Source organism: Anoxybacillus sp. MB8, from assembly GCF_011006755.1.
Lineage (GTDB): Bacteria > Bacillota > Bacilli > Bacillales > Anoxybacillaceae > Anoxybacillus > Anoxybacillus gonensis.
Genome location: NZ_RXXX01000001.1, coordinates 1 through 26588, shown reverse-complemented (window position 1 = coordinate 26588; position 26588 = coordinate 1). Strand labels below are relative to the sequence as shown.

Annotated in this window: 33 protein-coding genes and 1 riboswitch; of the genes, 25 read left to right on the top strand and 8 right to left on the bottom strand. The window is 42.5% G+C overall.

Annotation, left to right across the window (positions count from 1 at the left end):
* Window positions 1-11 precede the first annotated feature (11 nt).
* The 16 genes from ccsB (at window position 12) to EKC99_RS00090 (ending at window position 14553) form a co-directional block, all read left to right on the top strand.
* The gene (gene ccsB, locus EKC99_RS00165) at window positions 12-1187 is read left to right on the top strand and encodes a c-type cytochrome biogenesis protein CcsB (protein ID WP_163149755.1); all 1176 of its coding nucleotides are present in this window, start codon (window positions 12-14) and stop codon (window positions 1185-1187) included.
* A 149-nt stretch (window positions 1188-1336) separates the two neighbouring features.
* Complete coding sequence (locus tag EKC99_RS00160) at window positions 1337-2053, top strand: response regulator transcription factor (RefSeq protein WP_009373760.1); 717 nt, start codon at window positions 1337-1339, stop codon at window positions 2051-2053.
* Window positions 2050-3813: an ATP-binding protein gene (locus EKC99_RS00155; protein WP_163149752.1), complete on the top strand. Its 1764-nt coding sequence runs from the start codon at window positions 2050-2052 to the stop codon at window positions 3811-3813. Before EKC99_RS00160 ends, EKC99_RS00155 begins: the two co-directional genes overlap by 4 nt.
* A gap of 67 nt (window positions 3814-3880) precedes the next feature.
* Window positions 3881-4072, top strand: a riboswitch (cobalamin riboswitch).
* Between the two features lie 119 nt (window positions 4073-4191).
* A complete protein-coding gene (locus EKC99_RS00150) occupies window positions 4192-5148 on the top strand; it encodes an ABC transporter substrate-binding protein (protein WP_163149749.1) in 957 nt (318 codons plus the stop codon).
* The gene (locus tag EKC99_RS00145; RefSeq protein ID WP_163149746.1) at window positions 5114-6160 is read left to right on the top strand and encodes a FecCD family ABC transporter permease; all 1047 of its coding nucleotides are present in this window, start codon (window positions 5114-5116) and stop codon (window positions 6158-6160) included. Before EKC99_RS00150 ends, EKC99_RS00145 begins: the two co-directional genes overlap by 35 nt.
* Window positions 6157-7608: an adenosylcobinamide amidohydrolase gene (locus tag EKC99_RS00140; protein WP_205597776.1), complete on the top strand. Its 1452-nt coding sequence runs from the start codon at window positions 6157-6159 to the stop codon at window positions 7606-7608. The genes EKC99_RS00145 and EKC99_RS00140 overlap by 4 nt, the downstream gene beginning before the upstream one ends.
* Window positions 7605-8537, top strand: a complete 933-nt coding sequence (gene cbiB / locus EKC99_RS00135) for an adenosylcobinamide-phosphate synthase CbiB (protein ID WP_163149743.1) — start codon at window positions 7605-7607, stop codon at window positions 8535-8537. The genes EKC99_RS00140 and cbiB overlap by 4 nt, the downstream gene beginning before the upstream one ends.
* A complete protein-coding gene (gene cobD / locus EKC99_RS00130; protein WP_163149740.1) occupies window positions 8512-9561 on the top strand; it encodes a threonine-phosphate decarboxylase CobD in 1050 nt (349 codons plus the stop codon). The genes cbiB and cobD overlap by 26 nt, the downstream gene beginning before the upstream one ends.
* Complete coding sequence (locus tag EKC99_RS00125) at window positions 9558-10109, top strand: bifunctional adenosylcobinamide kinase/adenosylcobinamide-phosphate guanylyltransferase (protein ID WP_163149736.1); 552 nt, start codon at window positions 9558-9560, stop codon at window positions 10107-10109. The genes cobD and EKC99_RS00125 overlap by 4 nt, the downstream gene beginning before the upstream one ends.
* Window positions 10088-10837, top strand: coding sequence for an adenosylcobinamide-GDP ribazoletransferase (locus EKC99_RS00120; protein WP_163149733.1), 750 nt, complete (start codon window positions 10088-10090; stop codon window positions 10835-10837). Before EKC99_RS00125 ends, EKC99_RS00120 begins: the two co-directional genes overlap by 22 nt.
* Window positions 10795-11391, top strand: coding sequence for a histidine phosphatase family protein (locus EKC99_RS00115; RefSeq protein ID WP_163149731.1), 597 nt, complete (start codon window positions 10795-10797; stop codon window positions 11389-11391). The genes EKC99_RS00120 and EKC99_RS00115 overlap by 43 nt, the downstream gene beginning before the upstream one ends.
* A complete protein-coding gene (locus tag EKC99_RS00110) occupies window positions 11343-11768 on the top strand; it encodes a bifunctional adenosylcobinamide kinase/adenosylcobinamide-phosphate guanylyltransferase (RefSeq protein WP_163149728.1) in 426 nt (141 codons plus the stop codon). Before EKC99_RS00115 ends, EKC99_RS00110 begins: the two co-directional genes overlap by 49 nt.
* A 10-nt stretch (window positions 11769-11778) precedes the next feature.
* Window positions 11779-12363 (top strand): cob(I)yrinic acid a,c-diamide adenosyltransferase, encoded by a 585-nt coding sequence (locus EKC99_RS00105; RefSeq protein WP_021094536.1) that lies wholly within the window; start codon window positions 11779-11781, stop codon window positions 12361-12363.
* The gene (locus EKC99_RS00100) at window positions 12363-12833 is read left to right on the top strand and encodes an ECF transporter S component (RefSeq protein ID WP_084220334.1); all 471 of its coding nucleotides are present in this window, start codon (window positions 12363-12365) and stop codon (window positions 12831-12833) included. Before EKC99_RS00105 ends, EKC99_RS00100 begins: the two co-directional genes overlap by 1 nt.
* Entirely contained in the window at window positions 12826-13539 is a 714-nt protein-coding gene (locus EKC99_RS00095) for a hypothetical protein (RefSeq protein WP_042535526.1), read from the top strand. The genes EKC99_RS00100 and EKC99_RS00095 overlap by 8 nt, the downstream gene beginning before the upstream one ends.
* Before the next feature lie 201 nt (window positions 13540-13740).
* On the top strand, window positions 13741-14553 hold the full coding sequence (locus EKC99_RS00090) for a histidinol-phosphatase (RefSeq protein WP_042535528.1): 813 nt from the start codon (window positions 13741-13743) through the stop codon (window positions 14551-14553).
* Between the two features lie 28 nt (window positions 14554-14581).
* On the opposite strand, the gene serA is transcribed toward EKC99_RS00090, so the two are convergent.
* The 3 genes from serA to EKC99_RS00075 all read right to left on the bottom strand — a co-directional run bounded on the left by serA (window position 14582) and on the right by EKC99_RS00075 (window position 17193).
* The gene (gene serA, locus EKC99_RS00085; protein WP_163149723.1) at window positions 14582-16156 is read right to left on the bottom strand and encodes a phosphoglycerate dehydrogenase; all 1575 of its coding nucleotides are present in this window, start codon (window positions 16154-16156) and stop codon (window positions 14582-14584) included.
* A 169-nt stretch (window positions 16157-16325) separates the two neighbouring features.
* The gene (locus EKC99_RS00080) at window positions 16326-16826 is read right to left on the bottom strand and encodes an inorganic diphosphatase (RefSeq protein WP_019418534.1); all 501 of its coding nucleotides are present in this window, start codon (window positions 16824-16826) and stop codon (window positions 16326-16328) included.
* A gap of 118 nt (window positions 16827-16944) precedes the next feature.
* On the bottom strand, window positions 16945-17193 hold the full coding sequence (locus tag EKC99_RS00075; protein ID WP_003394452.1) for a ferredoxin: 249 nt from the start codon (window positions 17191-17193) through the stop codon (window positions 16945-16947).
* Window positions 17194-17393: 200 nt separating this feature from the next.
* On the opposite strand from EKC99_RS00075, the gene EKC99_RS00070 reads away from it, so the two are divergent.
* Genes EKC99_RS00070 through EKC99_RS00050 form a run of 5 tightly spaced genes read left to right on the top strand, consistent with a single transcriptional unit; the run spans window position 17394 to window position 21447 of the window.
* Window positions 17394-18416, top strand: a complete 1023-nt coding sequence (locus EKC99_RS00070) for a YpbB family protein (RefSeq protein ID WP_163149720.1) — start codon at window positions 17394-17396, stop codon at window positions 18414-18416.
* Window positions 18409-19851, top strand: a complete 1443-nt coding sequence (locus EKC99_RS00065) for a RecQ family ATP-dependent DNA helicase (protein ID WP_163149717.1) — start codon at window positions 18409-18411, stop codon at window positions 19849-19851. Before EKC99_RS00070 ends, EKC99_RS00065 begins: the two co-directional genes overlap by 8 nt.
* Window positions 19848-20438 (top strand): CPBP family intramembrane glutamic endopeptidase, encoded by a 591-nt coding sequence (locus EKC99_RS00060; protein WP_163149714.1) that lies wholly within the window; start codon window positions 19848-19850, stop codon window positions 20436-20438. Before EKC99_RS00065 ends, EKC99_RS00060 begins: the two co-directional genes overlap by 4 nt.
* Complete coding sequence (locus tag EKC99_RS00055; protein ID WP_163149711.1) at window positions 20431-20949, top strand: LysM peptidoglycan-binding domain-containing protein; 519 nt, start codon at window positions 20431-20433, stop codon at window positions 20947-20949. The genes EKC99_RS00060 and EKC99_RS00055 overlap by 8 nt, the downstream gene beginning before the upstream one ends.
* Before the next feature lie 60 nt (window positions 20950-21009).
* A complete protein-coding gene (locus EKC99_RS00050; RefSeq protein ID WP_163149708.1) occupies window positions 21010-21447 on the top strand; it encodes a YpbF family protein in 438 nt (145 codons plus the stop codon).
* On the opposite strand, the gene EKC99_RS00045 is transcribed toward EKC99_RS00050, so the two are convergent.
* The 3 genes from EKC99_RS00045 to EKC99_RS00035 are packed head-to-tail and all read right to left on the bottom strand — an operon-like array spanning window position 21448 to window position 22515.
* A complete protein-coding gene (locus tag EKC99_RS00045; protein WP_163149705.1) occupies window positions 21448-22017 on the bottom strand; it encodes a manganese catalase family protein in 570 nt (189 codons plus the stop codon).
* Window positions 22018-22034: 17 nt separating this feature from the next.
* Window positions 22035-22295, bottom strand: coding sequence for a spore coat protein CotJB (locus EKC99_RS00040; RefSeq protein ID WP_009373725.1), 261 nt, complete (start codon window positions 22293-22295; stop codon window positions 22035-22037).
* The gene (locus EKC99_RS00035; protein WP_009373723.1) at window positions 22279-22515 is read right to left on the bottom strand and encodes a spore coat associated protein CotJA; all 237 of its coding nucleotides are present in this window, start codon (window positions 22513-22515) and stop codon (window positions 22279-22281) included. Before EKC99_RS00035 ends, EKC99_RS00040 begins: the two co-directional genes overlap by 17 nt.
* 118 nt (window positions 22516-22633) lie before the next feature.
* Between EKC99_RS00035 and EKC99_RS00030 the strand changes: the two genes are divergently transcribed.
* The 4 genes from EKC99_RS00030 (at window position 22634) to EKC99_RS00015 (ending at window position 25440) form a co-directional block, all read left to right on the top strand.
* Window positions 22634-23008, top strand: a complete 375-nt coding sequence (locus tag EKC99_RS00030; RefSeq protein ID WP_035066950.1) for a hypothetical protein — start codon at window positions 22634-22636, stop codon at window positions 23006-23008.
* A gap of 1 nt (window position 23009) precedes the next feature.
* The gene (locus EKC99_RS00025) at window positions 23010-23768 is read left to right on the top strand and encodes a metallophosphoesterase (protein ID WP_163149702.1); all 759 of its coding nucleotides are present in this window, start codon (window positions 23010-23012) and stop codon (window positions 23766-23768) included.
* A gap of 82 nt (window positions 23769-23850) precedes the next feature.
* Window positions 23851-24771 carry a MerR family transcriptional regulator gene (locus EKC99_RS00020; RefSeq protein ID WP_009373717.1) on the top strand — a complete coding sequence of 307 codons (921 nt, stop codon included), beginning with the start codon at window positions 23851-23853 and terminating at the stop codon, window positions 24769-24771.
* Window positions 24772-24852: 81 nt separating this feature from the next.
* A complete protein-coding gene (locus EKC99_RS00015) occupies window positions 24853-25440 on the top strand; it encodes a genetic competence negative regulator (protein ID WP_009373715.1) in 588 nt (195 codons plus the stop codon).
* 26 nt (window positions 25441-25466) lie between these two features.
* On the opposite strand, the gene EKC99_RS00010 is transcribed toward EKC99_RS00015, so the two are convergent.
* Both EKC99_RS00010 and EKC99_RS00005 read right to left on the bottom strand, forming a co-directional pair.
* Window positions 25467-26153 (bottom strand): PIG-L deacetylase family protein, encoded by a 687-nt coding sequence (locus tag EKC99_RS00010; protein WP_163149699.1) that lies wholly within the window; start codon window positions 26151-26153, stop codon window positions 25467-25469.
* A 104-nt stretch (window positions 26154-26257) separates the two neighbouring features.
* On the bottom strand, window positions 26258-26588 hold a 331-nt coding region (locus EKC99_RS00005; RefSeq protein WP_163149696.1), incomplete at its 5' end, for a zinc ribbon domain-containing protein.

The following is a 26588-nucleotide window of genomic DNA, read 5'->3' as shown; positions in this document are numbered from 1 at the left end:
GGGGGAACATCGTGGTTCAACTAAGTAGCACGTTACTATACGTGGCATTTGTTCTATATTTAGTTGCAACGCTTTTCTTTGGTGGCGCGATTCGTGTCAAAAAGAAAGAAGGGGTAGACCGTTGGGCAACGATCGGGATTTTTGTGACAATCATTGGTTTTGTCGCTCAACTCGGTTATTTTATTACGCGTTGGATTGCCGCTGGACATGCACCTGTCAGCAATTTGTTTGAGTTTACAACGTTTTTTGGCATGATGCTTGTCGGCGCGTTTATCGTCATTTATTTTATTTACAAAACGAGCTTGCTCGGCTTATTTACTTTGCCGATTGCCATTTTAGTCATCGCTTATGCGAGCATGTTTCCGCGGGAAATTTCACCGCTCATCCCAGCTTTACAAAGCGATTGGTTGCATATTCATGTGACGACAGCAGCAGCTGGAGAAGCCATTTTAGCTATTAGTTTTGCCGCCGGACTCATTTATTTAATTCGCGTTGTCGATCAATCAAAACCGAGTAAGCGAACGTTTTGGCTTGAATTTGTATTATTTTTCTTAATAAGTACGCTTGGTTTTGTCAGCGTGACAACATCGTTTCGCGTTGCTGGTTATGAAGCAACATTTGAGTGGATCGATAAAAATGGCAAGCAAGATGAAATGGTATACCATATGCCCGCGCTTGTTGGCCCGCATGAAGGAGTGCTAAAAACAGAAGAGCGCATGAAGCCGCTTGTGGACATGCCAGCGATCATTAACGCGCGGAAATTAAATACGGTCATTTGGTCTTTATTTTCTGGCCTTGCGCTATACGGATTGCTTCGCCTGCTTTTACGCAAACGTATCGCAGCCGCATTACAACCGCTTGTGAAAAACGTCAATTTAGATTTAGTTGATGAAATCGGCTATCGTTCCGTAGCGATCGGCTTTCCAGTATTTACGCTCGGTGCGCTCATTTTTGCGATGATTTGGGCGCAAATCGCATGGACGCGTTTTTGGGGATGGGACCCGAAAGAAGTATGGGCGCTCATTACGTGGTTGTTTTATGCTGCCTTTTTACATTTGCGACTATCGAAAGGATGGCATGGTGAACGTTCCGCATGGCTTGCGGTTATTGGCTTTGCGATCATTATGTTTAACTTAGTGGCGGTAAACTTAGTCATTGCCGGTTTACACTCATATGCTGGATCTTAAAAACGCCTTCGCCATGAAGGCGTTTTTTCATGAAAAATCTCGCAGGAACCCCCTGCTTTTAAGCATGGGGAGGAATGCGAGTTTTCTTCACGAGAAGTAGAAAAAAGTTTGGCGGTTTTGTACAATAGAAAAGGAGGAGGTATGACATCATGGAGAAGGAAATTAAAATTTTAGTTGTGGATGATGAAGAACGAATTCGCCGCTTGCTTCGCATGTATTTAGAACGTGAACAATATGTCATTGATGAGGCGGAAAACGGCGAAGAAGCGCTAGCGTTAGCCATTGAAAATGATTATGATTTAATTTTGCTTGATCTCATGTTACCAGGAAAAGATGGGATTGAAGTATGTAAACAGTTGCGTGAGAAAAAAGCAACGCCTGTCATTATGTTGACAGCAAAAGGAGAGGAAGCGAACCGCGTGCAAGGGTTTGAAGCAGGAACGGACGATTATATCGTAAAACCGTTCAGTCCGCGTGAAGTGGTGCTTCGTGTAAAAGCGTTGCTTCGTCGCACAGCCAACTCTCCATATGTACCGACAGATACGACAGCACGGGATGTGCTTGTGTTCCCGCATTTAACAATTGATCATGATGCTCATCGTGTGACAGCGGATGGACATGAAGTCAGTTTAACTCCGAAAGAATATGAGTTGCTTCACTTTTTAGCGAAATCGCCAGATAAAGTGTTTGACCGTGAACAGTTGTTAAAAGAAGTATGGCATTACGAATTTTTTGGCGACTTGCGCACAGTGGATACACACGTCAAGCGATTGCGTGAAAAACTAAATAAAGTGTCGCCAGCTGCAGCGAAAATGATCGTCACCGTTTGGGGTGTCGGGTATAAATTTGAGGTCGTGAATGAATGATGGCGTTATGGCGTAGTGTAGTCGGCAAACTATGGCTGACGATTTTGTTGCTTGTTGCTTTCGTCCTTTTTATTTTAACCGTCTTATTGCTCGGTTTTTTTGAAAAATATTATTTAGAAAAAACAAGTGATCAGCTTACCCAACAAGCGACAAAAGTGGCTCGTGTTGTCGCTGAACATGACGAGCAGTTTGCGCGCTCCATTGCGTGGACGATGGTGGATGATGTATCGAAGTTAATGATCATTATCGATGATCATCATTATTGGTATTCACCAAATAAAAACCTTCCTGATTTGCCACTATCATTCATTCAGCAAGATCAACAGTTAGGGCGCGTATTTGATGGGAAAAAAGTAGTGAAACGGACGCTTATGCCAAATCAAACGATGCGAAACGACGAATATAACGAGCTATTTATTGTCGGTGTTCCGCTTTATACATCGGATGGAAATGGCGCGGTATTTGTATATCAGTCGTTAAAAGCGGTCGAAGAAACGACAAGACAGACGACAAAATTTATTTTTCTTGCCGCGTTTATCGCCATTGTGTTAACGACCGTGTTTGCCTTTTTCTTATCTACACGCATTACAGCTCCGCTTCGAAAAATGAGACAAGTAGCATTTGAAATTGCGCGTGGAAAATTTGATTCAAAAGTGCCGATCGTCACGCATGATGAAATTGGGGAACTGGCGATGGCTTTTAATCAAATGGGACGGCAGTTGCAGTTTCATATTAATGCGTTAAATCAAGAAAAGGAGCAATTAGCAAGCATTTTAAGTAGCATGGCTGATGGTGTCATTACATTCAATCGAAACGGCGAAGTGCTCATTACAAATCCACCAGCTGACCGATTTTTACAAGCGTGGTACTACGAGCAAGGACAAAGCGATAATTTATTGCCACTTCCTCCTAAAGTGAATGAATTGTTTAAGAAAGCGGTCGCGGAGGAAAAAGAACAAGCGATAGAAATGGCTTTACAAGGTCGCAATTGGGTCATTGTTATGACGCCGTTATACAACGGCAAGGTCATTCGGGGAGCCGTTGCGGTGCTTCGGGATATGACGGAGGAACGACGGCTTGATAAGTTGCGCAAAGATTTTATCGCAAACGTCTCGCATGAGTTGCGCACACCGATTGCGATGTTGCAAGGGTATAGTGAAGCGATCGTCGATGATATTGCGGCGACAGATGAAGAGAAAAAAGAATTGGCAAAGGTGATTTACGACGAATCGTTGCGCATGGGTCGCCTTGTGAACGATTTGCTTGATTTAGCGCGCATGGAAGCAGGGCATTTAACGCTTCATGAAGAACAAGTGCCGCTTAGACCGTATATCGAGCGCATCATTCATAAGTTTCAAGCGTTAGCGAAAGAAAAAGGAGTTCATTTGCTTGTTGAAATGAACGATGAGCTCATCGTTTCATTCGATCCTGACCGCATTGAACAAGTGTTGACGAATTTAATTGACAATGCGCTTCGGCATACGGATGATGGTGGCGAAGTACGTGTCATTGTCGATGCGGGGGAAGAAGTCGTGCGCATCTCTGTGCAAGATTCTGGCTCAGGCATCGCAGAAGAAGATTTGCCGTTTGTGTTTGAGCGTTTTTATAAAGCGGATAAAGCACGCACGCGCGGTCGCTCAGGTACAGGTTTAGGTCTTGCGATTGCGAAAAACATCGTTGAAGCGCATAAAGGAACGATTGCTGTCCATAGCAAACTAGGAGAAGGAACGACGTTTACGTTTACATTGCCATTGAAGTAGAAAATTTTTGTTGTCATCAGTGACGTTTTTCGCTATGATAGAAACGTAGAAATTGTTCGACAATTACATACGTTCGTTGCAAAAAGGTGTCGAACGGGCAACCTAGTAGACTTAATAGGGAATCTGGTGCAAGTCCAGAACTGTCCCCGCAACTGTAAATGCTGACGAAATGAAAACCGCCACTGTACCATTCGTACGGGAAGGCTTCAAAGTAGGATGACGCATAAGTCAGTAGACCTGCCTTTTTGCACCGTCATTCGCGTCTTCGGGGAGTGAGACGGCGAAACGACAAGGGGAAGTTATTGTCTTTTGTTGTTTCTAGCTCATTCCATTTGGGATGAGCTTTTTTATTTGACATACATAAAAGGGGGAAAAACGATGAAGAAATGGAAACAATATGTGTGGCTTCTTGCGCTCGTATTGACGCTCGGATTAGTAGCGTGCAGCAATAACGCGGAGCCAGCGAAAGAAACGAAGCAAGAGGCGAAAACAGAGGAGGCTGCATTTCCGGTTACGGTAAAAGATGCGGTTGGCGATGTCACGATTGAAAAAGAACCGACAAAAATCGTTTCGCTCATTCCGAGCAATACAGAAATTGCATACGCGTTAGGGCTTGGTGACAAAATTGTCGGTGTAAGCGATTTTGATAACTATCCAGAAGATGTGAAAAACAAAGAAAAAGTTGGTGGCATGGAGTTTAATGTTGAAAAAATTATTTCACTTCAACCAGACGTTGTGCTTGCGCATGCATCAAGCGCTCACAATTCTGAGGAAGGATTAAAGCAATTAAAAGATGCGGGCATTACAGTGATTGTAGTGCCAAACGCCACATCGTTCAACGATGTATATGCATCGATTGAACTGATCGGGAAGGCGACAGGGAAAGAGAAAGAGGCAGCCGATGTTGTGCAACAAATGAAGCAAAAAATTGATGCCATTGCGGAAAAAGCAAAAGAAGTAAAAGAAGAAGCAACCGTTTGGGTGGAAGTTTCTCCTGCACCTGAAATTTATACCGCTGGAAAAGGAACATTTATGGATGAAATGTTAACGATCATTCATGCGAAAAATGCAGCAGGCGATCAAGAAGGATGGCCGATGTTTACAGAAGAAGATGCAGTGGCGCTAAATCCAGATGTCATTATTACGACATACGGTTATTACACACCGAACGCTGTCGAGCAAGTGCTCGCTCGCCCAGCTTGGAAAGATGTCCCTGCAATTAAAAATAAACGAGTATACGATGTGAATTCTGATTTAGTTTCTCGTCCAGGACCACGTTTAGCTGAAGGGGTCGAAGAAATTGCCAAAGTCGTTTATCCAGACATTTTTAAATAATTACATGAGCGCATCGCTTATTGCAACGATTGCCTTGTTATTAGGGGTATCGATTGGATCACAATCGATTCCCTTTTCTTCTATATGGGAGACGCTATTACATCAGTTGTTTCATACGCCGACAAATGTTCCTGCCACCGTTTCGCAAATTATTGTTGCGATTCGTTTACCGAGAGTCATACTCGCCTTTCTGATCGGGGCATCTTTAGCACTTGCAGGGGTAGCGTTTCAAGGGCTTTTGAAAAACGTTCTTGCCGATCCGTATACCATCGGGGTATCGTCTGGGGCAGCCGTTGGCGCAGTGCTCGTCTTTTTCTTTCATCTTCAGTTTTCGATTCTCGGGCGTTTTACGCTCCCGATCGTCAGCATTATATTTGCGCTCGTGACATTATTGTTTGTTTTATTATTTGCGCGGCTTGCGGAACGAAATATGGCGATGGAGACGATTGTTTTAATCGGCATTATCATGAATGCGTTTTTCGGCTCGCTCATTTCGCTTATGGTTGCTTTTAGCGGCGAAGAGTTGCGTCAAGTCATTAGCTGGCTCATGGGGAGCGTCGCGATGCGCGGCTGGTCGTACGTGTCTTTATTTGTTCCGTTTTTTATCGTCGGTTCTCTCGGTTTATTTGCACATATTCGCGAGTTAAACGCCTTTTCATTCGGTGAGCGGGTCGCTGCCAATATTGGCGTACATTTATTACAAAAAAAGCTAGCGATTTTACTTAGCGCTTCCTTGCTTACAGGAGCAGCGGTAGCTGTATCGGGAACGATCGGATTTGTCGGGCTCGTTATTCCGCATATGACTCGTCTCATTTGCGGGGCGAATCATCGAAAATTGTTGCCGCTCTCCTTTTTATACGGCGGAACGTTTTTAGTATTAGCGGATGTCGTCGCGCGAACGATCGTTTCACCGCGAGAATTGCCGATCGGGGTCATTACTTCTCTCATCGGTGCCCCTTTATTTGCGATATTGTTGTTTAAAAGTTTAAGACGGAAGACGGGATCAACATGATTGATGTGAAGGACGTTTCGTATCGATATGGTGAAAAACAAGTATTACGACATGTTTCATTTACAGTATATGAAGGAGAGTTTTTCGGTATTTTAGGTCCGAACGGATCAGGAAAAACGACGCTAATGAAATTGTTAAGTCGCGAACTTGCATTACAGCAAGGGGATATTTTTGTTTGTGGTCAACATATTGAAACATATAAGCCGAAACAATATGCAAAACTGATTGCTGCGCTGCCGCAACATACAGATGTTTCGTTTGGATATACAGTGAAAGAAATGGTTGAGCTCGGTCGCTATCCTTATCAATCAACTCTTTTTCCGAAATGGACAAAGGAAGATGAGCAAGTCGTTAGTGATTCACTCCATGCGGTGACATTGGCGCATAAACAACACGCTTTATTAGAGCAATTAAGCGGTGGAGAACGTCAGCGCGCTGCACTTGCTCGAGCGCTGGCGCAACAACCGCGCGTATTGCTCCTAGATGAACCGACGAACCATATGGATGTGGCACAACAATTTAAATTGCTTAATTTGTTAAAGCAATCGCAGCTGACGATCATTGCTATTTTTCATGATATAAACATTGCATCGCTTTATTGCGATCGGCTTCTTTTTTTGCGAGATGGAGAAGCCGTTGCATGCGGTACACCGAAAGAGTTGTTAAATGAATCGATGATTGCATCCGTATTTGAAACAAACATGAAACGATATGAGCATCCGGTGTTGCCAAAACCGCTTGTGACGTTCGTTCCGTTTTTAGAGCAGCCTATGAATGATGTGCTATGGCATGTCAAGCAAAATGAAACGATGATCGTCATTGAAACAGCGAAACCGTTTAAAGTGCTTTCCTCTGCGCTCGTTGGCGGTGGAACGCGCTGGGCAACGACGTTTGTCAATCGGCATGTTCCGCTTGATTATCGTTGTGATGATGCAAAGGAAGAGATGATTCAATTTTTGCGACAACACGGTTTTGATGAGCAGTGGACCATTGGGATGATGACCGCTGTTTGTGTAAATGATGTCGCGTTTGCGTCTGTTTATGAAGATGTTCGCCTTTTTGTTGCCGTAACAGCTGGGGTTGGAAATGCGGTTGATAGTGCACAGGCGTGGCGCCGGACAGATGTAGTCGCTTCTCCGGGAACGATTAATACGTTTATTTTTATTGATGCGCACTTATCAGAAGCTGCGTTTGTGCAGGCGTTAATGACCGCAACAGAAGCAAAAGCAAAGGCGCTGTATGATAAACAAGTCATCGATCCCCAAACCTACACAATTGCGACAGGAACATCGACAGATTCGACGGTCATCGCTGCGTCTCAACAAGGAACGTATTATGAATACGCTGGAACGATTACATCGATCGGTAAACAAATCGCTCGTCTTGTATATGAAGCGACGCAAACAGCCATTGATCGCTACCGAAAGCGAAAGGGTGACAGTCGATGACGCACATATGGGCGGTGTGGCTTGCGCTTTTGCTCGATCGCATATTTGCTGATCCTCGTCGGTTTCATCCTGTTTGTTGGATTGGACAAATGATTGCGTTCATGGATCGTCGTTTGAACAAAGGAAGATGGAAAAAAGGAAAAGGAATATTCACGCTTTTTGTCGTTTGTACGGTGACGTTGATCATAAGTTACGGACTGATTGCTAGCGCCTACCGACTTTCGTTTATATTCGGCATATTCATTGAAGCAATGATCATTTTTACTTCAATTGCGCCAACCAGTTTAGCGAACGCAGCGTACGATGTCCTCGATCCGTTAGAAAGAGGGGATATTGATGAAGCGCGAAAAAACGTGGGAATGATTGTCGGGCGTGATACAAAAACGTTACAACAAGAAGGGATCGTACGTGCATGCGTGGAAACAGTAGCTGAAAATACGAGCGATGGAGTAACTGCCCCTCTTTTTTATGCTTTTATTGGCGGAGGAGCGTTAGCGATGTTGTATCGCGCTGTAAATACGTGCGATTCGATGCTCGGCTATAAAAACGAGCGATATGCTCAATTTGGTTGGGCATCGGCTCGATTTGATGATGTGCTTAATTACATTCCTGCTAGACTAACCGCGTTCGTTATGCTGTTTGTTCATCGTGCGAACAAACGAGAATGGAAACTATTATTTCGCGATGCCCGCAATCACCCGAGTCCAAATAGCGGATGGTGCGAAGCGGCGATGGCCGCGTTGTTACATGTTCAACTCGGAGGAGTAAACACATATCACGGTGTCGTATCCGTCCGACCAACGATTGGAGATGCGTCTGTTCCGCTTTCTTCTTGGCACATTAAACGAGCGGTGGCAATCATGATACGCACGACCGTTGCTTTTACGATAGGAGGGAGTTTGCTTGCGTTTGCCTGCACATGGGGCTAATCCACATCGCTTATATGAAGCGATGCAAATGAATATGCCGAGCTCATATATTGATTTTAGCGTCAATGTCAATCCAATGCAGTACGAATATATACTAACAGAACAGCAGTGGTTACGTTGGATGAGCGAGTATCCAGAGGAGCGAAGTGAGTCGCTTCAAACGATGATTGCTGAACGAGAGCGTATCGCGCGCAGCCATGTATTTGTCGGAAATGGTGCTGCCCAATGCATTTATTTACTTGCTGAACAATTTGCCGGTCAACATATTGGCGTCATTGAGCCGACGTTTACAGAATATCGTCGCGCATGTGAAGCTTACGGTTGTATCGTTCATTCGTTTATGTTAGATGAACATTGGCAACCACCGATCGAACAAATGATAGAAAGCTTGCCGTCTTTACACGCGCTATTCGTTTGTCATCCGAACAATCCAACAGGCACGATATGGCCGAAAGAAACGATGTATGCTTTATTAAAAGCAGCAAATGATGAAGGGGTATATGTTATTGTCGATGAAGCGTTTTACGATTTTTGGCTCGATGGTTATTCTGTTTCTTCTTTTTTGCACACATTTGATCGTTTAATTGTGCTACGGTCATTAACGAAAATGTACCGATTGGCAGGTGCACGGCTTGGTTATGTGTTAGCGCATGAGCATGTCGTAAAAAAGTTAACGGAAAAGCAACCGCCATGGAGCGTGAACACGATCGCTCAACAAATCGGAAAACAATTATTGAACGATGAGGCATTTGTCGAACGAACAAAAACATACATCGCTTCAGAGCGAAAACGAATATTTTCACAGTTTACTGAGCTCGGTTATCGCTATTCACCGTCTGTTGTGAATTTTTATATGTTGCATGATGAGACGATGACGCTTTTTCCTTTTTTGTTGCAACACGGCATGGTCGTTCGCCATACGTTTAATTTTCAAGGACTGGACGGAAAATATGTCCGTTTGGCGATTCGAACGAAAGAAGAGAACGATCGTCTCCTGCTTTGTTTAAGGCGGTGGAATAAATGATCGTATTTATTAGCGGTGGGGTGCGTAGCGGAAAATCTTCATTTGCAGAACAATGTGCAAAAACGATGGCGGAAACGACAGACTCGCTTCATTATATTGCGACAGCGATGCGCACAGATGAAGAAATGGAAGTGCGCATTGCGCATCATCAAAAGCAACGAAAACGTGATCGGTGGCAAACGTGGGAACAACCGTATGATCTCGATCGCATCATTTATATGTTTTGTAAACGCGATATCATCCTGCTTGATTGCTTGACGAATTTATGGGCAAATGAGTTGTTTCGCGATCATATATGGGATGTACATGGAAAAGTACCGCGCATCGTTCAACAAATGAAACAGTTAGGTGACAAAGCTAAAGGACTAATCATTGTAAGTAACGAAGTGTTTTATGATGGTGTACCTAATGAACGAGGAACGTATATGTATATGCACGGTCTTGGTTTATTACATCAACATCTTGTTACATTAAGCGATGTGGCGATTTTGATGCGTTACGGATTGCCGATTGTAAAGAAAGGAAGATGGCCATGTGGCGTGGTGTAATGTTGGCTGCGCAATTTTTAACTGTGTTTCCGCTTCGTATGCAAGTGGACTGGAATGAACGAACAGCACGCGCAGCTGTTCTGTCGTTTCCGTTCGTCGGTGCGGTGATTGGAGCGTTTCTCGTTGCTTTGTACATGTTCATGTTTCATCATGTGTCTATGCTCGTCTTATCATTTTTGCTCATGTTTTTTTCTATCTTTCTTTCCGGAGGTTTGCATGCTGACGGATGGATGGATTGCAGCGATGCGTATTTTTCATATCGCGATCGACAGCGCCGTCTGGAGATTATGAGCGATTCGCGCGTCGGGGCGTTTGCGGTGCTCTCCATTTTATTTTTACTTAGTTTCCGTTTCGTTTTTCTGTTTGAGACCGTTGCGCACATGTCGTTGTTTTCTCTTTTTTGCATTCCGTTACTTTCACGTCTTGGCATGACGTTGCTTTTATTGACGGCCCCGCTTGCGAAACAAACAGGAATGGCAGCCGCATTTCGTCAACATGTCGATCACCGCTACGTACCTTTCGTTATGGTGTACGCATTCATTGTTTTGTTATCGCGTGAAACGATCATATTGTTTTTGGCGCTTATGTTGTTTTATGTTGTCGCGCGTGCATTTGCTGTGAAGCAATTTGGTGGAATTACAGGCGATGTGCTTGGGGCGTTTGTTGAAGGAGGCGAAACGTTTTTATGGCTCGTCATTTGGCTATTACATACGTTCGCCATTTTGTAACGAAAGAAAATGAAGCGAAACAATATATCGGTTGGACGAATGTGCCAGTAATTCAGCCGAAAAATGTGTCGCATGAGCTGAAGGCAGAAATCGTCATGACAAGCGATTTGCTTCGTTGTCGCCAAACGGCGCATTTGTTGTTTCCGAATCACGTCATTGAATGTTCTTATCGTTGGCGAGAACTAAATTTTGGTGATTTTGAAGGAAAAACGTATGAACAATTGCAAACGGTCAAGGCGTATCGTCGTTGGTTAGACGATCCGTTTCGCTATGCGCCTCCAAACGGTGAGACGTTTGCTCAGTTTGAAGCTCGTATTGAACAAGCCGTTAGCGATGCGATTCATCGATCCGTTTCACATGTTGTCGTTGTGACGCACGGCGGTGTGATTCGTTATATATTATCGAAGTACGCACCGGACATCCGTCCGTTTTGGGAATGGCACGTTCCGTTTGGCGAAGGAGTGACGCTTTATAATACGAAGGAACGATGGAAGGAGAGAAAGCGATGCATTTCGTTAGCGGCGGTGCATTTCAAGGGAAGCGAAAATGGGTAAATGCCCATTATTCATTCGCGCATACATCATACAGTTGGTATTGTGCATATGAAAATATGTTTCCGCTTCCATATGAAGAAACTGCATCTGTTGTTGTGCTTGAAGGAATAGAACATTGGATTCGCGAATATTTTTCTCCTTATACGGACGATGAAAAAGAAGCGATCCGATCGTATATGTGTGCGTGGAAGCAATGGGAACAAGCGGGAGAACGGACGGTCGTTTGGATCGGTTGCGATATTGGGCAAGGTATCGTGCCGATCGATGCGCATGAACGAGCATGGAGAGATATCGTTGGCTGGACGTATCAACAGTTAGCGAGCATATGCAACCGTGTCGATTACGTATGGTGTGGAATCAATGAACGAATCAAATAGGAGGGAGAACATGAAATTATATACAAAAACAGGCGATAAAGGGCAAACGAGTTTAGTTGGAGGGCGAGTCGATAAAAACGATGTACGTGTTGAAGCGTACGGAACGATTGATGAAGCGAATTCTGTCATCGGTTGGGCAATGACGTTATTACAGGATGAGAAATTTCGCGACATTTATGAAGAATTGCAACGCATTCAACATGAACTGTTTGATTGTGGCGGTGATTTAGCTATTGTCGGTGAAAAAATACCATACAAAGTAAAAGCGGAAATGGTGACGTTTTTAGAAGAACGCATCGATGCATATATTCAACAAGCGCCGCCGCTTGAACGGTTTATTTTGCCGGGAGGTTCACCACAAGCAGCAGCTTTGCATATGGCACGTACCGTGACGCGAAGAGCAGAACGTTGTGTCGTTGCGCTGATGAAGCAACAACAAACGAATGAAGTCGTCTTACAATATATGAATCGTTTATCAGACTATTTATTTGCGATTGCACGCGTTGTTAACGCTCGTTTACACGTAAAAGACGTAGAATATGAGCGAAGCGCCATCGTGTTTCGTGATAAAAATGAAAAAAAGGGTGAATCATGATGAGGCGTTTCACGTTGCTCATTATGTTTATTAGTTTATCTGTCATCGGTTCACTTATAAAAATTCCATTTACAATTGGAAGCATTGCATTAGATAGTGCACCGGCGGTTGTTGCTGCGCTTTTGCTCGGTCCAACAGCTGCGGCGGTCGTTGCAAGTGTTGGGCATATTGTATCGGCCCTATTTGGCGGATTTCCGCTTGGGCCTTTTCATATACTTGTGGCGGTGGAAATGGCAGCTCTTTTATACGTTGTCGGCTTGTTGATGAGAAGAGGATGGTTCATTTCTAGTTATGTATGTTTTTTTATCGGTAATGCACTAATTGCACCGTTGCCTTTTGTATGGATCATAAGCCCAGCATTTGTACTTTCCATCATCCCTTCTCTTGCACTAGCTACGGGAGTCAATGTAGCGATTGCTGTTGTCGTTTCCAAAACGTTGCAACGAGTATGGGGGGAACGGCATGCGTGACGTATTATGTGTGCCGCTTGATGAAGAAAACGAACTCGTTTTGGCGACAGATTGTTCGGGTGGCATTGGCTTAAAACAAGATGATGTTGTAAATGTACCATACGATGTTGTTGCGTACTACGGCGCGCGAGTAGCATGGATGGAATTGATGAGTATAGGGGCCACACCAAAAGCTTTTGTTTTACAAAATTTTGTGAACGACCATGCATGGCATGCACTTGTCGCAGGCGTTCAACAAACGATGGAAGAATTGCAGTTGTCGCTCCCTATAACAGGAAGTAGCGAATCAAATATGCCGCTCATGCAATCAGCTGTCGGTTTTGTAGCTGTCGGCACGGTGCGCAAAACAGAAAAAAGGATAAATGTTACGCCAAATGATGCATGTTGGGCGGTCATTGGCGAGCCGCTCGTTGGTGAGGCGGTTATACAAAAAAAAGATCGGATCATTCCGCTTTCGTTATTTCGCACGTTGTTGCAGTTAGATAGTGTATATGAAATCATTCCAGTTGGCTCAAAAGGAATATGGCATGAGTGGAAGCTTCTGCATGGGGAACGACCACTTCGTTGTTCCCTTCCGCTATATGCTTCTGCTGGTCCAGCTACGTGTGTGCTTATTAGCTATGATCGGGCACAACAACATTTCTTGCAATCGCTCGCTGGACCACTTTTTTATCCCATTGTAAAATGTAACCTTCTATCGTTCTAACCGTTCGTATTTTTGCATACAACATATATGGTTATAGCAAACGGGAGGGAATAGACGATGGAAGATATGATGAAACGAGTGCTCGTTGTTGTTGGTATGGCCGCGTGCATTCATTTATTGTTTCTTGTTGGTTTAAATAACTAGAAAAAGAGAGAGATGTGCTATATAATGTAAAACAATACGAGAGAGGGGGAGAGAACAATGTTAACAGATTACCATAATCATTTAGAGCGCGGGACGTTGACGCTCGACTATTTGAAGAAATTTACGGACGAAGCCGCGCGAAAAGGCATTGAACATTTTGGTATTTCCGAACATGCGTATCACTTTTATCAAACGAAAAACATTTTATCGAATGCGTGGATTGAAGAGCGCCGTTATTATGATATGGCTGATTATGTTCGTTTATTTCACGAAGCGTGGAATGCTGGAATTGATGTGAAAATGTCGATTGAAATGGACTACACGCCAGGTAAACATGAAGAAATGGCGCAATTTATTCGCGCTTATGATTTTGACTATGTCATCGGCTCGATTCATTGGGTGGATGACTTCGGCATTGATTTAGCTGAGTTTCGAAAAGAATGGGATCGTCGTGATCTATATGATACATACCGAAAATATTTCGATCAAGTCGTGACGTTAGCTGAATCGAACTTATTCGATATCATCGGTCATTTAGATTTAGTAAAAATTTTTAAATACGTGCCAGAAAATGAGGAATTTTTGCTTGAACAGTACGATCGGGCAACGACAGCATTAGCAAACTCGAAAACGTGCGTAGAAATTAGTACCGCAGGATTGCGTAAACCAGTCGGAGAGCTATACCCTGATCCTCGTCTACTGCAAATGTGCTATGACAAAGGCATTCCGATTGTGTTATCGTCTGATGCGCACGTTCCTCAAGATGTCGGAGCGGATTATGATCGAGCGATCGCTCTCGCAAAAACAGTCGGTTACACGGAAATTATGACGTTTTCGAAAGGACAACGAAAAGCCGTTCCGCTTGGATAAAAAAGGTTCAGCCACGAGGCTGAACCTTTTATACTTCCAATCTCTTTACAACGTCAATATCGTCAATTTTCTCAAGTATTTCAACGAGTGCATCATCGAGCGGTTTATCGAGCGAAAGCATCATAATCGCTTTTCCGCCCGCTTCTTGGCGACCGACTTGCATCGTTGCAATGTTTACTTGATGGTCGCCTAAAATGTTTCCGACTTTTCCGATCATTCCTGGTTTGTCATGATGTTGAATGTATAGTAAGTGTCCTTCTGGTGCAAAGTCGATCGCAAAGCCGTTAAAATGAACGATGCGATCGCCATAGTGGGCGATGTGCGTTCCTTTCATCGTAAACGTTTTGTTTTCGCCATATACCGTTAATGTAATGCTGTTGTTATAGTCATTGCCATTAGCTGAAAACTTTTCGCTAAAGGCGATACCGCGCTCTTTAGCGATCATTGCCGCATTCACTTCATTGACTGTTGAAGCGACGCGCGGTTTTAAAAATCCAGCGAGCAAGCTACGTGTAATAAATGTCGTTTCTAAATCGGCGACGGAACCGGAATACGTAATTGCAATTTCTTGTACAGGTTCGCTCATATATTGGGAAGCGACAATGCCCATTTTGCGAGCTAATGTATAAAACGCTTGAATTTTTTCGTATACATCTTTTGATAATGTCGGTAAGTTGATGGACGATGTGACCGGTTTTCCTTGTAAAAATTTTAATACTTCTTCGGCGACTTGTGTCGCGACATTCACTTGCGCCTCGATCGTTGATGCCCCAAGATGCGGAGTGACGATAACGTTATCAAACGAAAGAAGCGGATGATCTCCTGGCGGCTCTTGTTCAAATACATCGAGGGCGACGCCTGCCACGTGTCCGTTTTCTAAAAACGAAAGAAGTGCTTGTTCATCGATAATTCCACCGCGCGCGCAGTTAATTAAATAGACTCCTTTTTTCGTTTTTGCTAAGTTTTTTGGGCCGAGAAGACCTTTCGTTTCTTTTGTAAGCGGTGTATGTACCGTAATGATATCCGCTTGCGCAAGCAATTCATCAAGCGTGCAAACATCGACGCCAATTTTTTCTGCCCGTGCTTTCGTCAAAAATGGGTCGTACACATGGACGTGCATACCGAACGCGCGCGCCCGTTTCGCTACTTCAGAACCGATGCGCCCGAAGCCAATGATTCCTAAATGTTTTCCGAATAACTCGACACCGACGAAAGCGGAACGATTCCATTCACGTGATTTGACTGAAATGTGCGCTTGTGGAATACGGCGCACTAATGAAGCCATCATCGCAAATGTATGTTCCGCTGTAGAAATCGTATTGCCATTTGGAGCGTTAATGACGACGACACCGTATCGTGTCGCTGCGTCAACGTCGATATTGTCGACGCCGACTCCAGCACGCCCAACAATTTTTAAATTCGGCATGTTTTGAAGGAGTTGTTCTGTGACTTTCGTTGCGCTACGAACGAGCAACGCATCAAATGTGTCAAGCTCATCTTCTACTTCTGTGACTTTCTTTTGTACGACTTCAATCGTTGGATCAGCAAGAAGTGGGGCAAGACCTTCTTCGCTCATCGCATCAGATACTAAAATGCGAACCACAAATATCCGCTCCTTTCAAATCATAAGTTTTTAAATTTCTGATAATTTAACATAACCGTATACATGTGTCAATAACTTTCGGAAAGGTCATACAAATGAAAGCGTTTTTATATATGAATGTTCGGAAAAAAGACAAAAAGCTGGCGAAAAGCCAGCTTCAAACGTGACATTATTTATTTTGTTCATTGTAGCGAGCGATGCATTCGTCAATAAGTTTCGCTGCTGCTTCCGGACCTTCCCACGTGCCAATTTCTGTTTTCTTTCCTTCTAAGTCTTTGTAACGTTCAAAGAAATGAGCGATTTCTTTTAACTTATGTTGTGGAAGATCTTCAAGGCTGCGTACATCAGCAAAGCGAGGGTCATCAACAGGAACGCCGATTAATTTTGCATCTTCTTCACCGCCGTCTACCATGTTTAAGTAGCCGAGCACACGCGTTTCGATCACGCAACCAGGGAATGTTGGGTTTGTGACGATCACTAAAATATCAAGTGGATCGCCGTCTAACGCAAGTGTATTTTCCAAATAACCGTATTCAGCAGGATAAAACATCGGTGAATATAAGACGCGATCGAGCTTAAACACACCACGCTCTTTGTCATATTCGTATTTGTTTTGGCTGCCTGTTGGAATTTCAATAAACGCTTCAACAACTTTGTTTTCAAACGCCATGCCAAATTCCTCCTTTTCATTATGTATACTTTTTTATTATAGTCGATTGGACAAGTGGTGACAATGATTGAAAAGAAGAAAAGGGCAAGCTTCATGTGAAGTTTGCCCTTCGATGCTCTTATTCAAATTTGTTTGGATCGCCATCAAATGGCTCGTCCGCGACTTTGATCGAGTCTGTTGGACAGCCTTCAAACGCATCCATCATATCATCGATTAATACGTCTGGCACTTCTACAATGCCTTGGTTGTCGTCTAATGTAACGTACGCAATGCCTTCATCATCGTAATCGTAAATATCTGGTGCAGCTGCTCCACACGCACCACAGGCAATACATGTTTCTTTGTCAACAATTGTGTACTTTGGCATACAATGACCCTCCTTAATTATATGGAACCAATCGCTTCATATGAAACGTTGGAAACGTATTCCTCACACTTTTATAATAAATGTGTTCCGACAACTTTTCAATAAAAAACTCCAATGAAAATGCTTATCAGTGCATAGTTTTCCCTCACATCCTTTCGCTTAATCTGGTAAAATGAAAGGGAAAATGGAGTGAATGTTGCATGTTACAACACATCGTTTTGTTTTGTATCGATCGTTTTCGCGGCGAGCGGTCACTCGCTGCGATTGACCATTTGCTGAACGGGAAAAAAACGGCGCAAACGCTACAAGATAGCAAGTGGTACAACGTTAGTCGTCTATTTGGAACCGTGCCGATTGATCGTTCTCGTTTGCTCCATATGGCACGCAAATTAGAAGCTAACGGATGGATTCACAAAGTGGACGAGCATATATATCGCATCACCTCAAGCGGAAAAGAGGAGCTTCATTATTTTGCTTTTCCTCCTTACGTGGATGGATGGAAATATATGAATGAATCATCTTTATTTTGGAAACGGCTTTCTTTGCTTATTCAAACGGTCACAAACATCATTCATCGCACACCATTTGAGCCTATCCATCGCGATGAGCGCATTCAATCATTTGTAAAGCAGTGGTTGTTTCAACATAAACATATGCAGACGATCGCTCGGTCGCTATATGAAGAAATGTATGAGCTACTCAGCCGTGTAGAAGAAAAAGACGCAAACATTTTTGTTTGGCGGTTGACAAGCCATGCGCGCATCGGATGGACGAACGAACAAATTGCTTATGCGATCAAAGAAGAAGATGTAGCTGTATCGCTATCGTTTCAAAATGTGTTGCATTTTATACTTGAGACGACAGAAAAAGAAAAGGAAAACTTTCCGCTTCTTTTTTCGTTGCGTGAACAAATGCGCACACAATTAACAAGCTCAGCCCAAAAAACTTGGGAAATGTTAAAAGAAGGATATTCACTTGAACAAATTGCCGAGTTGCGTCGATTGAAAAAAGGGACGATTGAAGATCATGTTGTAGAAATCGCGACATATGTGCCGTCATTTGTGACGATGCCGTTTTTAGATGAGGATAAACGTAAGCGCATTATACAACAGGCACGACAATTAAAAACGAAAAAATTGCGGGCAATGAAAGAAGCATTGCCAGATGTTTCTTATTTTGAAATTCGGCTCGCGTTAGCAAGGTGGGATCAGGAAGATGATTAACATATTAAAGGAGCGATTTGGCTACGATTCGTTTCGCATCGGACAGAAAGAAATTATTGAAGATGTGCTTCATGGACGAAATTGTGTCGCTATGCTCCCGACCGGTGGGGGGAAGTCGCTTTGTTATCAGCTTCCTGGCTACATATTGGACGGTAGTGTGCTAATTATTTCACCGCTCGTCTCCCTTATGGAAGACCAAGTACAACAGCTTAAAAATCGCGGTGAAAAACGTGTTGTCGCACTGAATCGTTTTCTTTCCTATCGCGAAAAAAAAGACGTGCTGCATGAATTAGCATCGTACCGTTTTATTTACGCTTCGCCTGAAATTTTACAATCTCCCTTGCTTATTGAAGCGCTAACGCGTATAAACATTTCGTTGTTTGTTGTAGATGAAGCGCATTGCATTTCACAATGGGGACACGATTTTCGTCCTGATTTTTTAAAGCTCGGTCTTCTTCGCGAAACGCTTGGCAACCCGCCTTGTTTAGCGCTAACAGCAACGGCCACTCGCCAAGTGATTGATGATATTGTCGCAACGCTTAAACTTGATCGAGTGAAACAGCATATGTATCCACTTGATCGAACGAACATTTGCTTATATGTTCAATACGTTCATACGTTAGAAGAGAAAATGGAAACGTTAAAACAACTGATCGCTATATTGCCTAAGCCAGGCATCGTTTATGTATCGAGTCGGCAATGGGCAGAAACGTTAGCAGACATGTTACATGGAGATTATCGTGTCGGTTACTATCATGGAGGCATGGATGGCGAACAGCGACTTCTTATTCAACAACAGTTTGTTTATGATCAGTTAGACGTCATTTGTTGTACGAATGCGTTTGGAATGGGTGTTGATAAACCGAACGTTCGCTTCGTCATTCATTTTCATTTGCCAACGCAACCGGAAGCATATTGGCAAGAAATTGGACGCGCCGGGCGAGATGGAAACGAAAGCATCGCGATATTATTGTATGCGCCAGGAGACGAGCAACTCGGACAAGCGATGATCGATGCGGAATTTCCGACAAAAGAGCAAATCGTTTATGCGCTGGACGCTTTACGTCATGGACAGAAAGAGACGGGATTAACAGATGTACAACAACGGCTTCTTTTATATTGGTTAGAACAAATGAGTGTTCAAGAAGATGTGAACATATTAGCAAAACAACTGTATGCCCATATCGAGCAAAGAAAAAAAGAAAAAATGAACAAATGGATATTTATGCAACGATGGGTACACGAACAAACTTGTCGCCGGCGTGCGATGCTTTCGTATTTTGAACAACAACCCCTTCCGAATGAACGGTGTTGTGACCGATGTGGCGCCCATATATACGTAAATGCCCCCGCAAAACATATGCAACAAATACAGTTACGTCCATGGCGGGAAGAGCTTCGGGCGATGTTTTCGATAAAGGTGGAAAACAAATGATAAAAAAACAAATGGAGATTGCCAATCAAATAAGTGAACAGGAAATAGTATATCACTTGTATTTCACACAAGCACTTATTTTTCTTGTGGCGCTCGCATTAGGCATATATTTATTTACACCTGCAACATTTTTTGCGATATGGCAATGGGATGTGCGGGAAATATTATTATATGGTGGCGGTTGTGCAGCGCTCGTTCTTTTTGTCGATTTTTTACTCATTCGTTATGTACCTGAACAGTGGTATGATGATGGTGGGATTAATGAAAAGCTATTTCGTTCTCGCTCGGTTCCACACATTTTTATCATGACTGCAATGATTGCATTTTGTGAAGAATTGTTATTTCGCGGTGTCATTCAGACGCACGTTGGCTTACTTTTTGCGAGCATCATTTTCGGTTTATTGCATATTCGTTATTGGAGAAGATGGCTTCTTCTTGTTGCTGTCGTTAGTTTAAGTTTTTGGATTGGTTTTATATATGAATGGACGGGCAATTTATGGGTCACGATTTTTGCCCACTTTCTCATTGATTTTATTTTAGCGTTACACATCCGGTATCGGACAAAAGAGGTGAATAGCGATGCGTGAAGATCAAGCAGAAAACTTGCGCAAAAAAATGGAAAATATCAATAAGCAACAAGAAAGCGACGAACTTCATTTGCCGCCACGAAGTGAAGTGCATAAAAAGAAAAAAACGAAATGGAAAATAAAACACCCACTCGTTCGTATTCTTGCGCTCTTTTTCGTCTTATTGCCGATTTCGATTTATAGCATATACCACTTAGTTGACAAACGTCCAGTCCAAGTTGTGACGATTGATGACAGCTATGAGACCGTTGATGTCGATCAACAAAAAGAAGAGATGACACAACGAAAACCGCTCGAAAATGAAGCAAAACAAGAGGAAGATGGATCCGATGAAACAGAGCCGTCTTTTATTTATCATACAGTACAAGAAAATGAAACGTTATATAGCATTGCAATGAAGTATTATGGAAATGAAAAAGGAATGGATCTTATTAAAGAATGGAACCGTTTAACGAGCACGAAGCTCCAAAAAGGACAAGTATTAAAAATCCCAAATATGAACGGAAAATAAGGTATACACCTCTGCCGATGGACATACAATCGTAGTAAAACACGATCGGTAGGGGTGGCTATGATTTTCCCAATGGAACTAGATGAAGTGACAAAAGTCATTTTACAGCGCATCATCGCTCACAAAAAAGAATGGGACGATATGAAAAAAAGAATGAAGTGGTCATTCAGTTTATTTTTATTTTCTCTCGCTTTATTTGGCATGTATATATATCAAACAGTTTTCGTTTTACATCGCACGTCTGTGGAGCGAGTCGTGATGGCGCTTATTGACGAACGTATTTTTTGGTTTGTTGCATTTATTTCGTCATTTGGCTGGCTCGTCTCTTTTTATAAAAAGAAAACCGAAAAAGCGGAGCAAGATTTTCATGCACTCCGCTGCGAACTTATTCAAAAAAGTAGCGAGTTACTTCAAAAAGAAACATGGGAAAACCGACATATTCTTTATGCTTGGCTAAAAGATAAATATGATATTTCGCTTTACCATGAAAATAAATAGCTAGAAAAATTTTTTTCGGTCTCGCTCTTCTTTCAATATTTCAACGGCTTCTCGGAAGCGTTGTGCATGAATGATTTCACGTTCGCGTAAAAAGCGTAAACTGTCGTTTAAATCGGGATCGTCGCTCATATCAATGATCCATTGATACGTGGCGCGAGCTTTTTCTTCTGCAGCGATATCTTCATACAAATCGGCAATGGGATCGCCTTTTGCTTGAATGTATGTTGCTGTCCACGGCGCTCCTCCTGCGTTATGATAAAATAATGCATGACTGTGGTTCACGTAATGTTCACCTAAACCAGCTTCTTTTAACTGCTCAGGTGTAGCGTCTTTTGTTAGTTTATAAATCATCGTTGCAATCATTTCGAGGTGGGCAAACTCTTCCGTTCCGATATCTGTCAGTAAACCGACTACTTTATTAGGTATCGTGTATCGTTGATTCAAATATCGTAATGCGGCAGCAAGTTCTCCATCTGCTCCGCCATATTGTTCAATTAAATATTTCGCAAGCTTCGGATTACACGTACTGACGCGTACAGGGTATTGTAATTTTTTTTCATAAATCCACATGATGTTTTCTCCCTTCCTTATACTTGCCAAGGCCAAGGTGTTTTTGACCAATCCCATGGATATTGGGAATAGCTATTTCCATATTGCTGTAAGGGGCCGAATTGTGTTTCGAACTGTTTTTTTAACTTTCTTCGCTCTAAAGATCGTTCGTTAAATTGCCGAATGGCCTCATAATCGTTCGGATGCGTATTTAAATAAAGCGCTAAGTCAACGAGCACAAAATCGATCGCTTGAAGTTGATGAAGAAGATCGTAATACTCTTTAGGCATTTGGTTCATCTGCTCTCCCTCCTTTTTCACGTGCGTTGTAATAAGGATCGTAAAATATTTTCCATAGTGTTCCTTTTTTTAACGCTTCACTTGGCGAAAATTGTGGCAAGTTTGGCGGTTGAAATCCGACATATAAATTTGGAGCTGTGACATATGTTTTTTGAGTGATCGGTGGACAAGGATCGAATGGGCTTGTATATGGATAATACGTTTTTCGGGTGGTAAACATGAATGTGCCTCCTTTTCATAAACATCATTCATATATATGAAAACATGACATGTCTGTATACACTGTGTCATTTTATTTTTTTATTCATATGTTTATGTTGAGAAAAGGAGGGAGGCATATGTGGCTTTTTTTGATCATCGGTTTGATTTGTGGTTATTTCATGATTGCTTGGACGCCAACGGTGGAGCCATTTGAACTTGAATTGCTTTTGACTGATATGATTTTTGATCCAATGAAAACATTTTTTGCGCTTGTTAGTTTTTTGATCGGTTTTATCGCCAATGCTGTTTTAATTCGCACAGCCATTTGGCATACGTTACGGGCATGGCGAAAGGAGACGATGAATCGAAAAGAATGTTTTCTTTCGTACAGTGTTTTCGTAACGTTTATAATATTAGCAACCATTGATGTGGAAAAAACGGTGATTTTTTTTCTCTTTTCTTTCGTATATGGTATGATGTCAATGAGTGTATACAAAGAGAGGGAAAATTGAAATGATGTATGTTGTCATAGCGTTCGTTAGCTTCATCATCTACATGTGGATCGAAGCGCATCGCAATCGGGTCATTGTTCAGTCATTATCGTTTCCGACATTTCCAAAAAGCTTTTCTCGGTTTCGTATTTTCTTTATTTCAGATATTCATCGGCGGCGTTTATCCGAAACGTTCATTCGTTCGTTGAAAGGAAAAGTTGATCTTGTCGTCATCGGCGGAGATTTAATAGAAAAAGGAGTGCCGTTCTCACGTGTCAAACAAAACGTCGAATTGTTAAAGCAGCTCGGCCCTGTCTATTTTGTTTGGGGAAATAATGATTATGAAGTAGATTACCATGAATTAGATGCCTTATTGCTTGAAAGTGGTGTGAAAATATTAGATAATACCGCGGTCATATTTGAAAGTGAACAAGGTGATCGCATCGTTTTGCTTGGTGTGGACGATATGAATAAAAGGCGAGATCGGCTTGATTTGGCGTTAAGTGATGCAGGCGATGCGACGTTTCGCATCGTTGTTAGCCATGATCCGCGCATCATGCAAAAAATAAAGCCAGAACATAACATTTCTCTCGTTTTAAGCGGACATACGCACGGTGGGCAAATTCGTTTTGGTCCATTTGGCTTATATGAAAAAGGGCGTTTACAAAACGTGAATGGGACGATGCTACTTGTTAGCAACGGATATGGAACAACGACGCTTCCGCTTCGTTTAGGTGCGCGTGCGGAGACACATCTGATCGAATTAGAACATAAAAGTTAAGCAAAACTTATACAAATTTTACACACCTCCCTCATGTTCGCTATAATGTTGACAGAATGATGCGAAAGATGGAGGATTTTATATGTCAACGCAAGAAGGAAAATATAATGTCAAAGCCGTATCAAACATGTTAGGGATTCAGCCTGGGACATTGCGAGCATGGGAGCGTCGCTATCAAATCATCGCTCCACCGCGTAACGAAGCTGGGCATCGGCTATATACGGAGGAACAAGTCCAAATATTAAAATGGCTTGTTGATAAAGTGAATCAAGGTTTTACGATTAGTCAAGCCGTCTCTCTTTTAGAACAACAACCTTCAGAAGTGCGCGTGCAAGCAGAAGATCATGTGACAGGGCTTCGCGAACGTTTGTTGCAAGCACTTTTATCGTTTGAAGAGTGGACAGCGCATGAATTGCTAAATGAGGCGTTTAGCTTATATACGGTTGAAAAAGTGGCACTCGATATATTAGGTCCGCTTCTTGTACGAATTGGGGACTTATGGGAAAACGGAAAAATTACGAGTGCACATGAACATTTCGCCTCTGCTTTTTTACGTTCAAGAATTGGAATGGCGTTTTCGATGTTACCGGTAAACCGCTTGCTGCCGAAGACGATTTCTGTCTGTGGACCGAACGAATGGCATGAACTTGGACTGCTCATTTTCACCTTATATTTGCGTAGAAGAGGGTACGAAACGATTTATTTAGGGGCAAGTATTGACCAACATGATTTACCTATTGTCATTGATGAAGTGAAGCCATCTTATATATTCTTATCGTGTACGTTACAACAAAACGTACAGGCGACGCTACAACTTGTCGATCAATTGAAACAAACGTATCCATCCATTCGTATTGGAGTAGGTGGACGGGCATTTGACGAAGTGGATGAACAAATGAAAAAAACGTACGGTGCTCATTTTCTCGGACAATCAAAAGAACAATGGGATGAATGGCTAAAATCGAATGAAAAATACTTGTCTAAAAGGGAGAAAACGATGTAAACTCATTAGTAATATGACGAACGTTTTTATTCGTTCGTCATATGCTAACAGTAAAGTCTGTGTAGGTAAGGAGGGATGTTTATGCGGCTTGAACGCTTAAACTACAATAAAATTAAAATATTCCTCACATTTGACGATTTAGTCGAGCGCGGTTTAACGAAAGAAGATTTATGGAAAGATACGTTCAAAGTGCATGAGCTATTTCGTGATATGATTGAGGAAGCAAGTGAAGAGCTCGGCTTTGAAATTAACGGGTCGGTCGCTGTGGAAGTGTACTCTTTACCGGCACAGGGGATGGTTGTCATCGTAACGAGCGAAGGTGAGATGACAGATGAGGAAGATGAGTTTAGCGATGATTATATTGAAATGCAAGTCACGCTAGATGAAAGCGATGATATATTTTTCGAATTTCAAACGTTTGAAGATGTCATTCAATTAGCGACGCGTCTCTATTCGCTCGGTTGCCATGGTGGCTCGCTTTACAGTTATGAAGGACGCTTTTATTTACATTTTGCTGAATCTGTCATTCAAACAGATAACTTTGTTGCCATTTTGGCTGAATATGGTAGTCCGTCCACATTAACGATTTATCGTGTCGAAGAGTACGGGAAAAAATTGATCGCAAATGAAGCGATCGCCCACATATATCAATACTTCGTGAAAAAATAACCTTCGCTTACACGCGAAGGTTATTTTTAAAATGGATAAGGTGGCTCGCTTTCTTTTGACCATGCGCGGATGAAGTATTCGCGATTTTGAAACTTATGAAACGAATCATGATGAACAGTTGGAAATACACGTTCGACGGATAAATGTTGCGTACGGTGCACAAGCAACGCTTGCCGCACTTTTTTTGCCTCTTCATCTGTAAACGTGAAGACGATATCAATGTTTTCAATCGGATCACCGTAGCGATCCGGACGACCGACGACAGTCACGTAATAGAGCTGTTCTACGATATGATCCATTGCTTTGACCGCTTGATACGTTGCCCGTTGAATCGCTTGATGGTCTCGATGACCGGAAATGCCGTGTGGCGGAAACGTAACGACAACGGACGGTTTATACTGTTCAATGATATGACAAATCGAATCGACAAGTTGTTCTTCATATTCAGGCAGCTTTCCATCTGGATATGTACCAGTAATGACATGATCGACACCTAAAATAGCTGTCGCCTCTTCTAATTCTTTTTTACGTACGTGAGGCAATTCTTCTTTTGTACAAACCGGTGGATTCCCACATTTTCCTGCATCGCCAAGCGTCGCGCTATATACAATGGTTTCTACATCTTCACGTTTCGCTAATGAAGCAAGCAACCCTCCAACAGTAAACGTTTCGTCATCCGGATGTGCAAAGCAAAATAAAATTCGTTTTTTCATTTTTTCGCCCCTTTCTATCGGTACGTTCATTAGGTTATCAATTTTATTAAAATCATAGAATAATGATAAAGATTTTAATAAAATTGTTTATCCGTCCACGTCGTTTAAGCGACATGTACTCGGATGGGGTGTAACCCCACACCCGCTATCCCATTGGCGAACGCCTTTGGGAATACTTTTCTCATAATGTTGTATGCCCCATTGACATCTGCGTGGATAAGCGTTCCATTTTTAGATTGAAACAGCCCACGCTTGATTCGCTTTCCTTTGTATTGTTTTTGTTTCTTCATTTCTTCCATGTCTAAAAAACTGCATTTGGATGTATAGCTTTCTTCTGTCACGATGACGCGAATGCCATGCTGTTTTGCTTTGTACTGCAACTGATGAAGAAACGTTTGATACGGAATGTGAACGAACGCTTGATTTGTGCGCTTT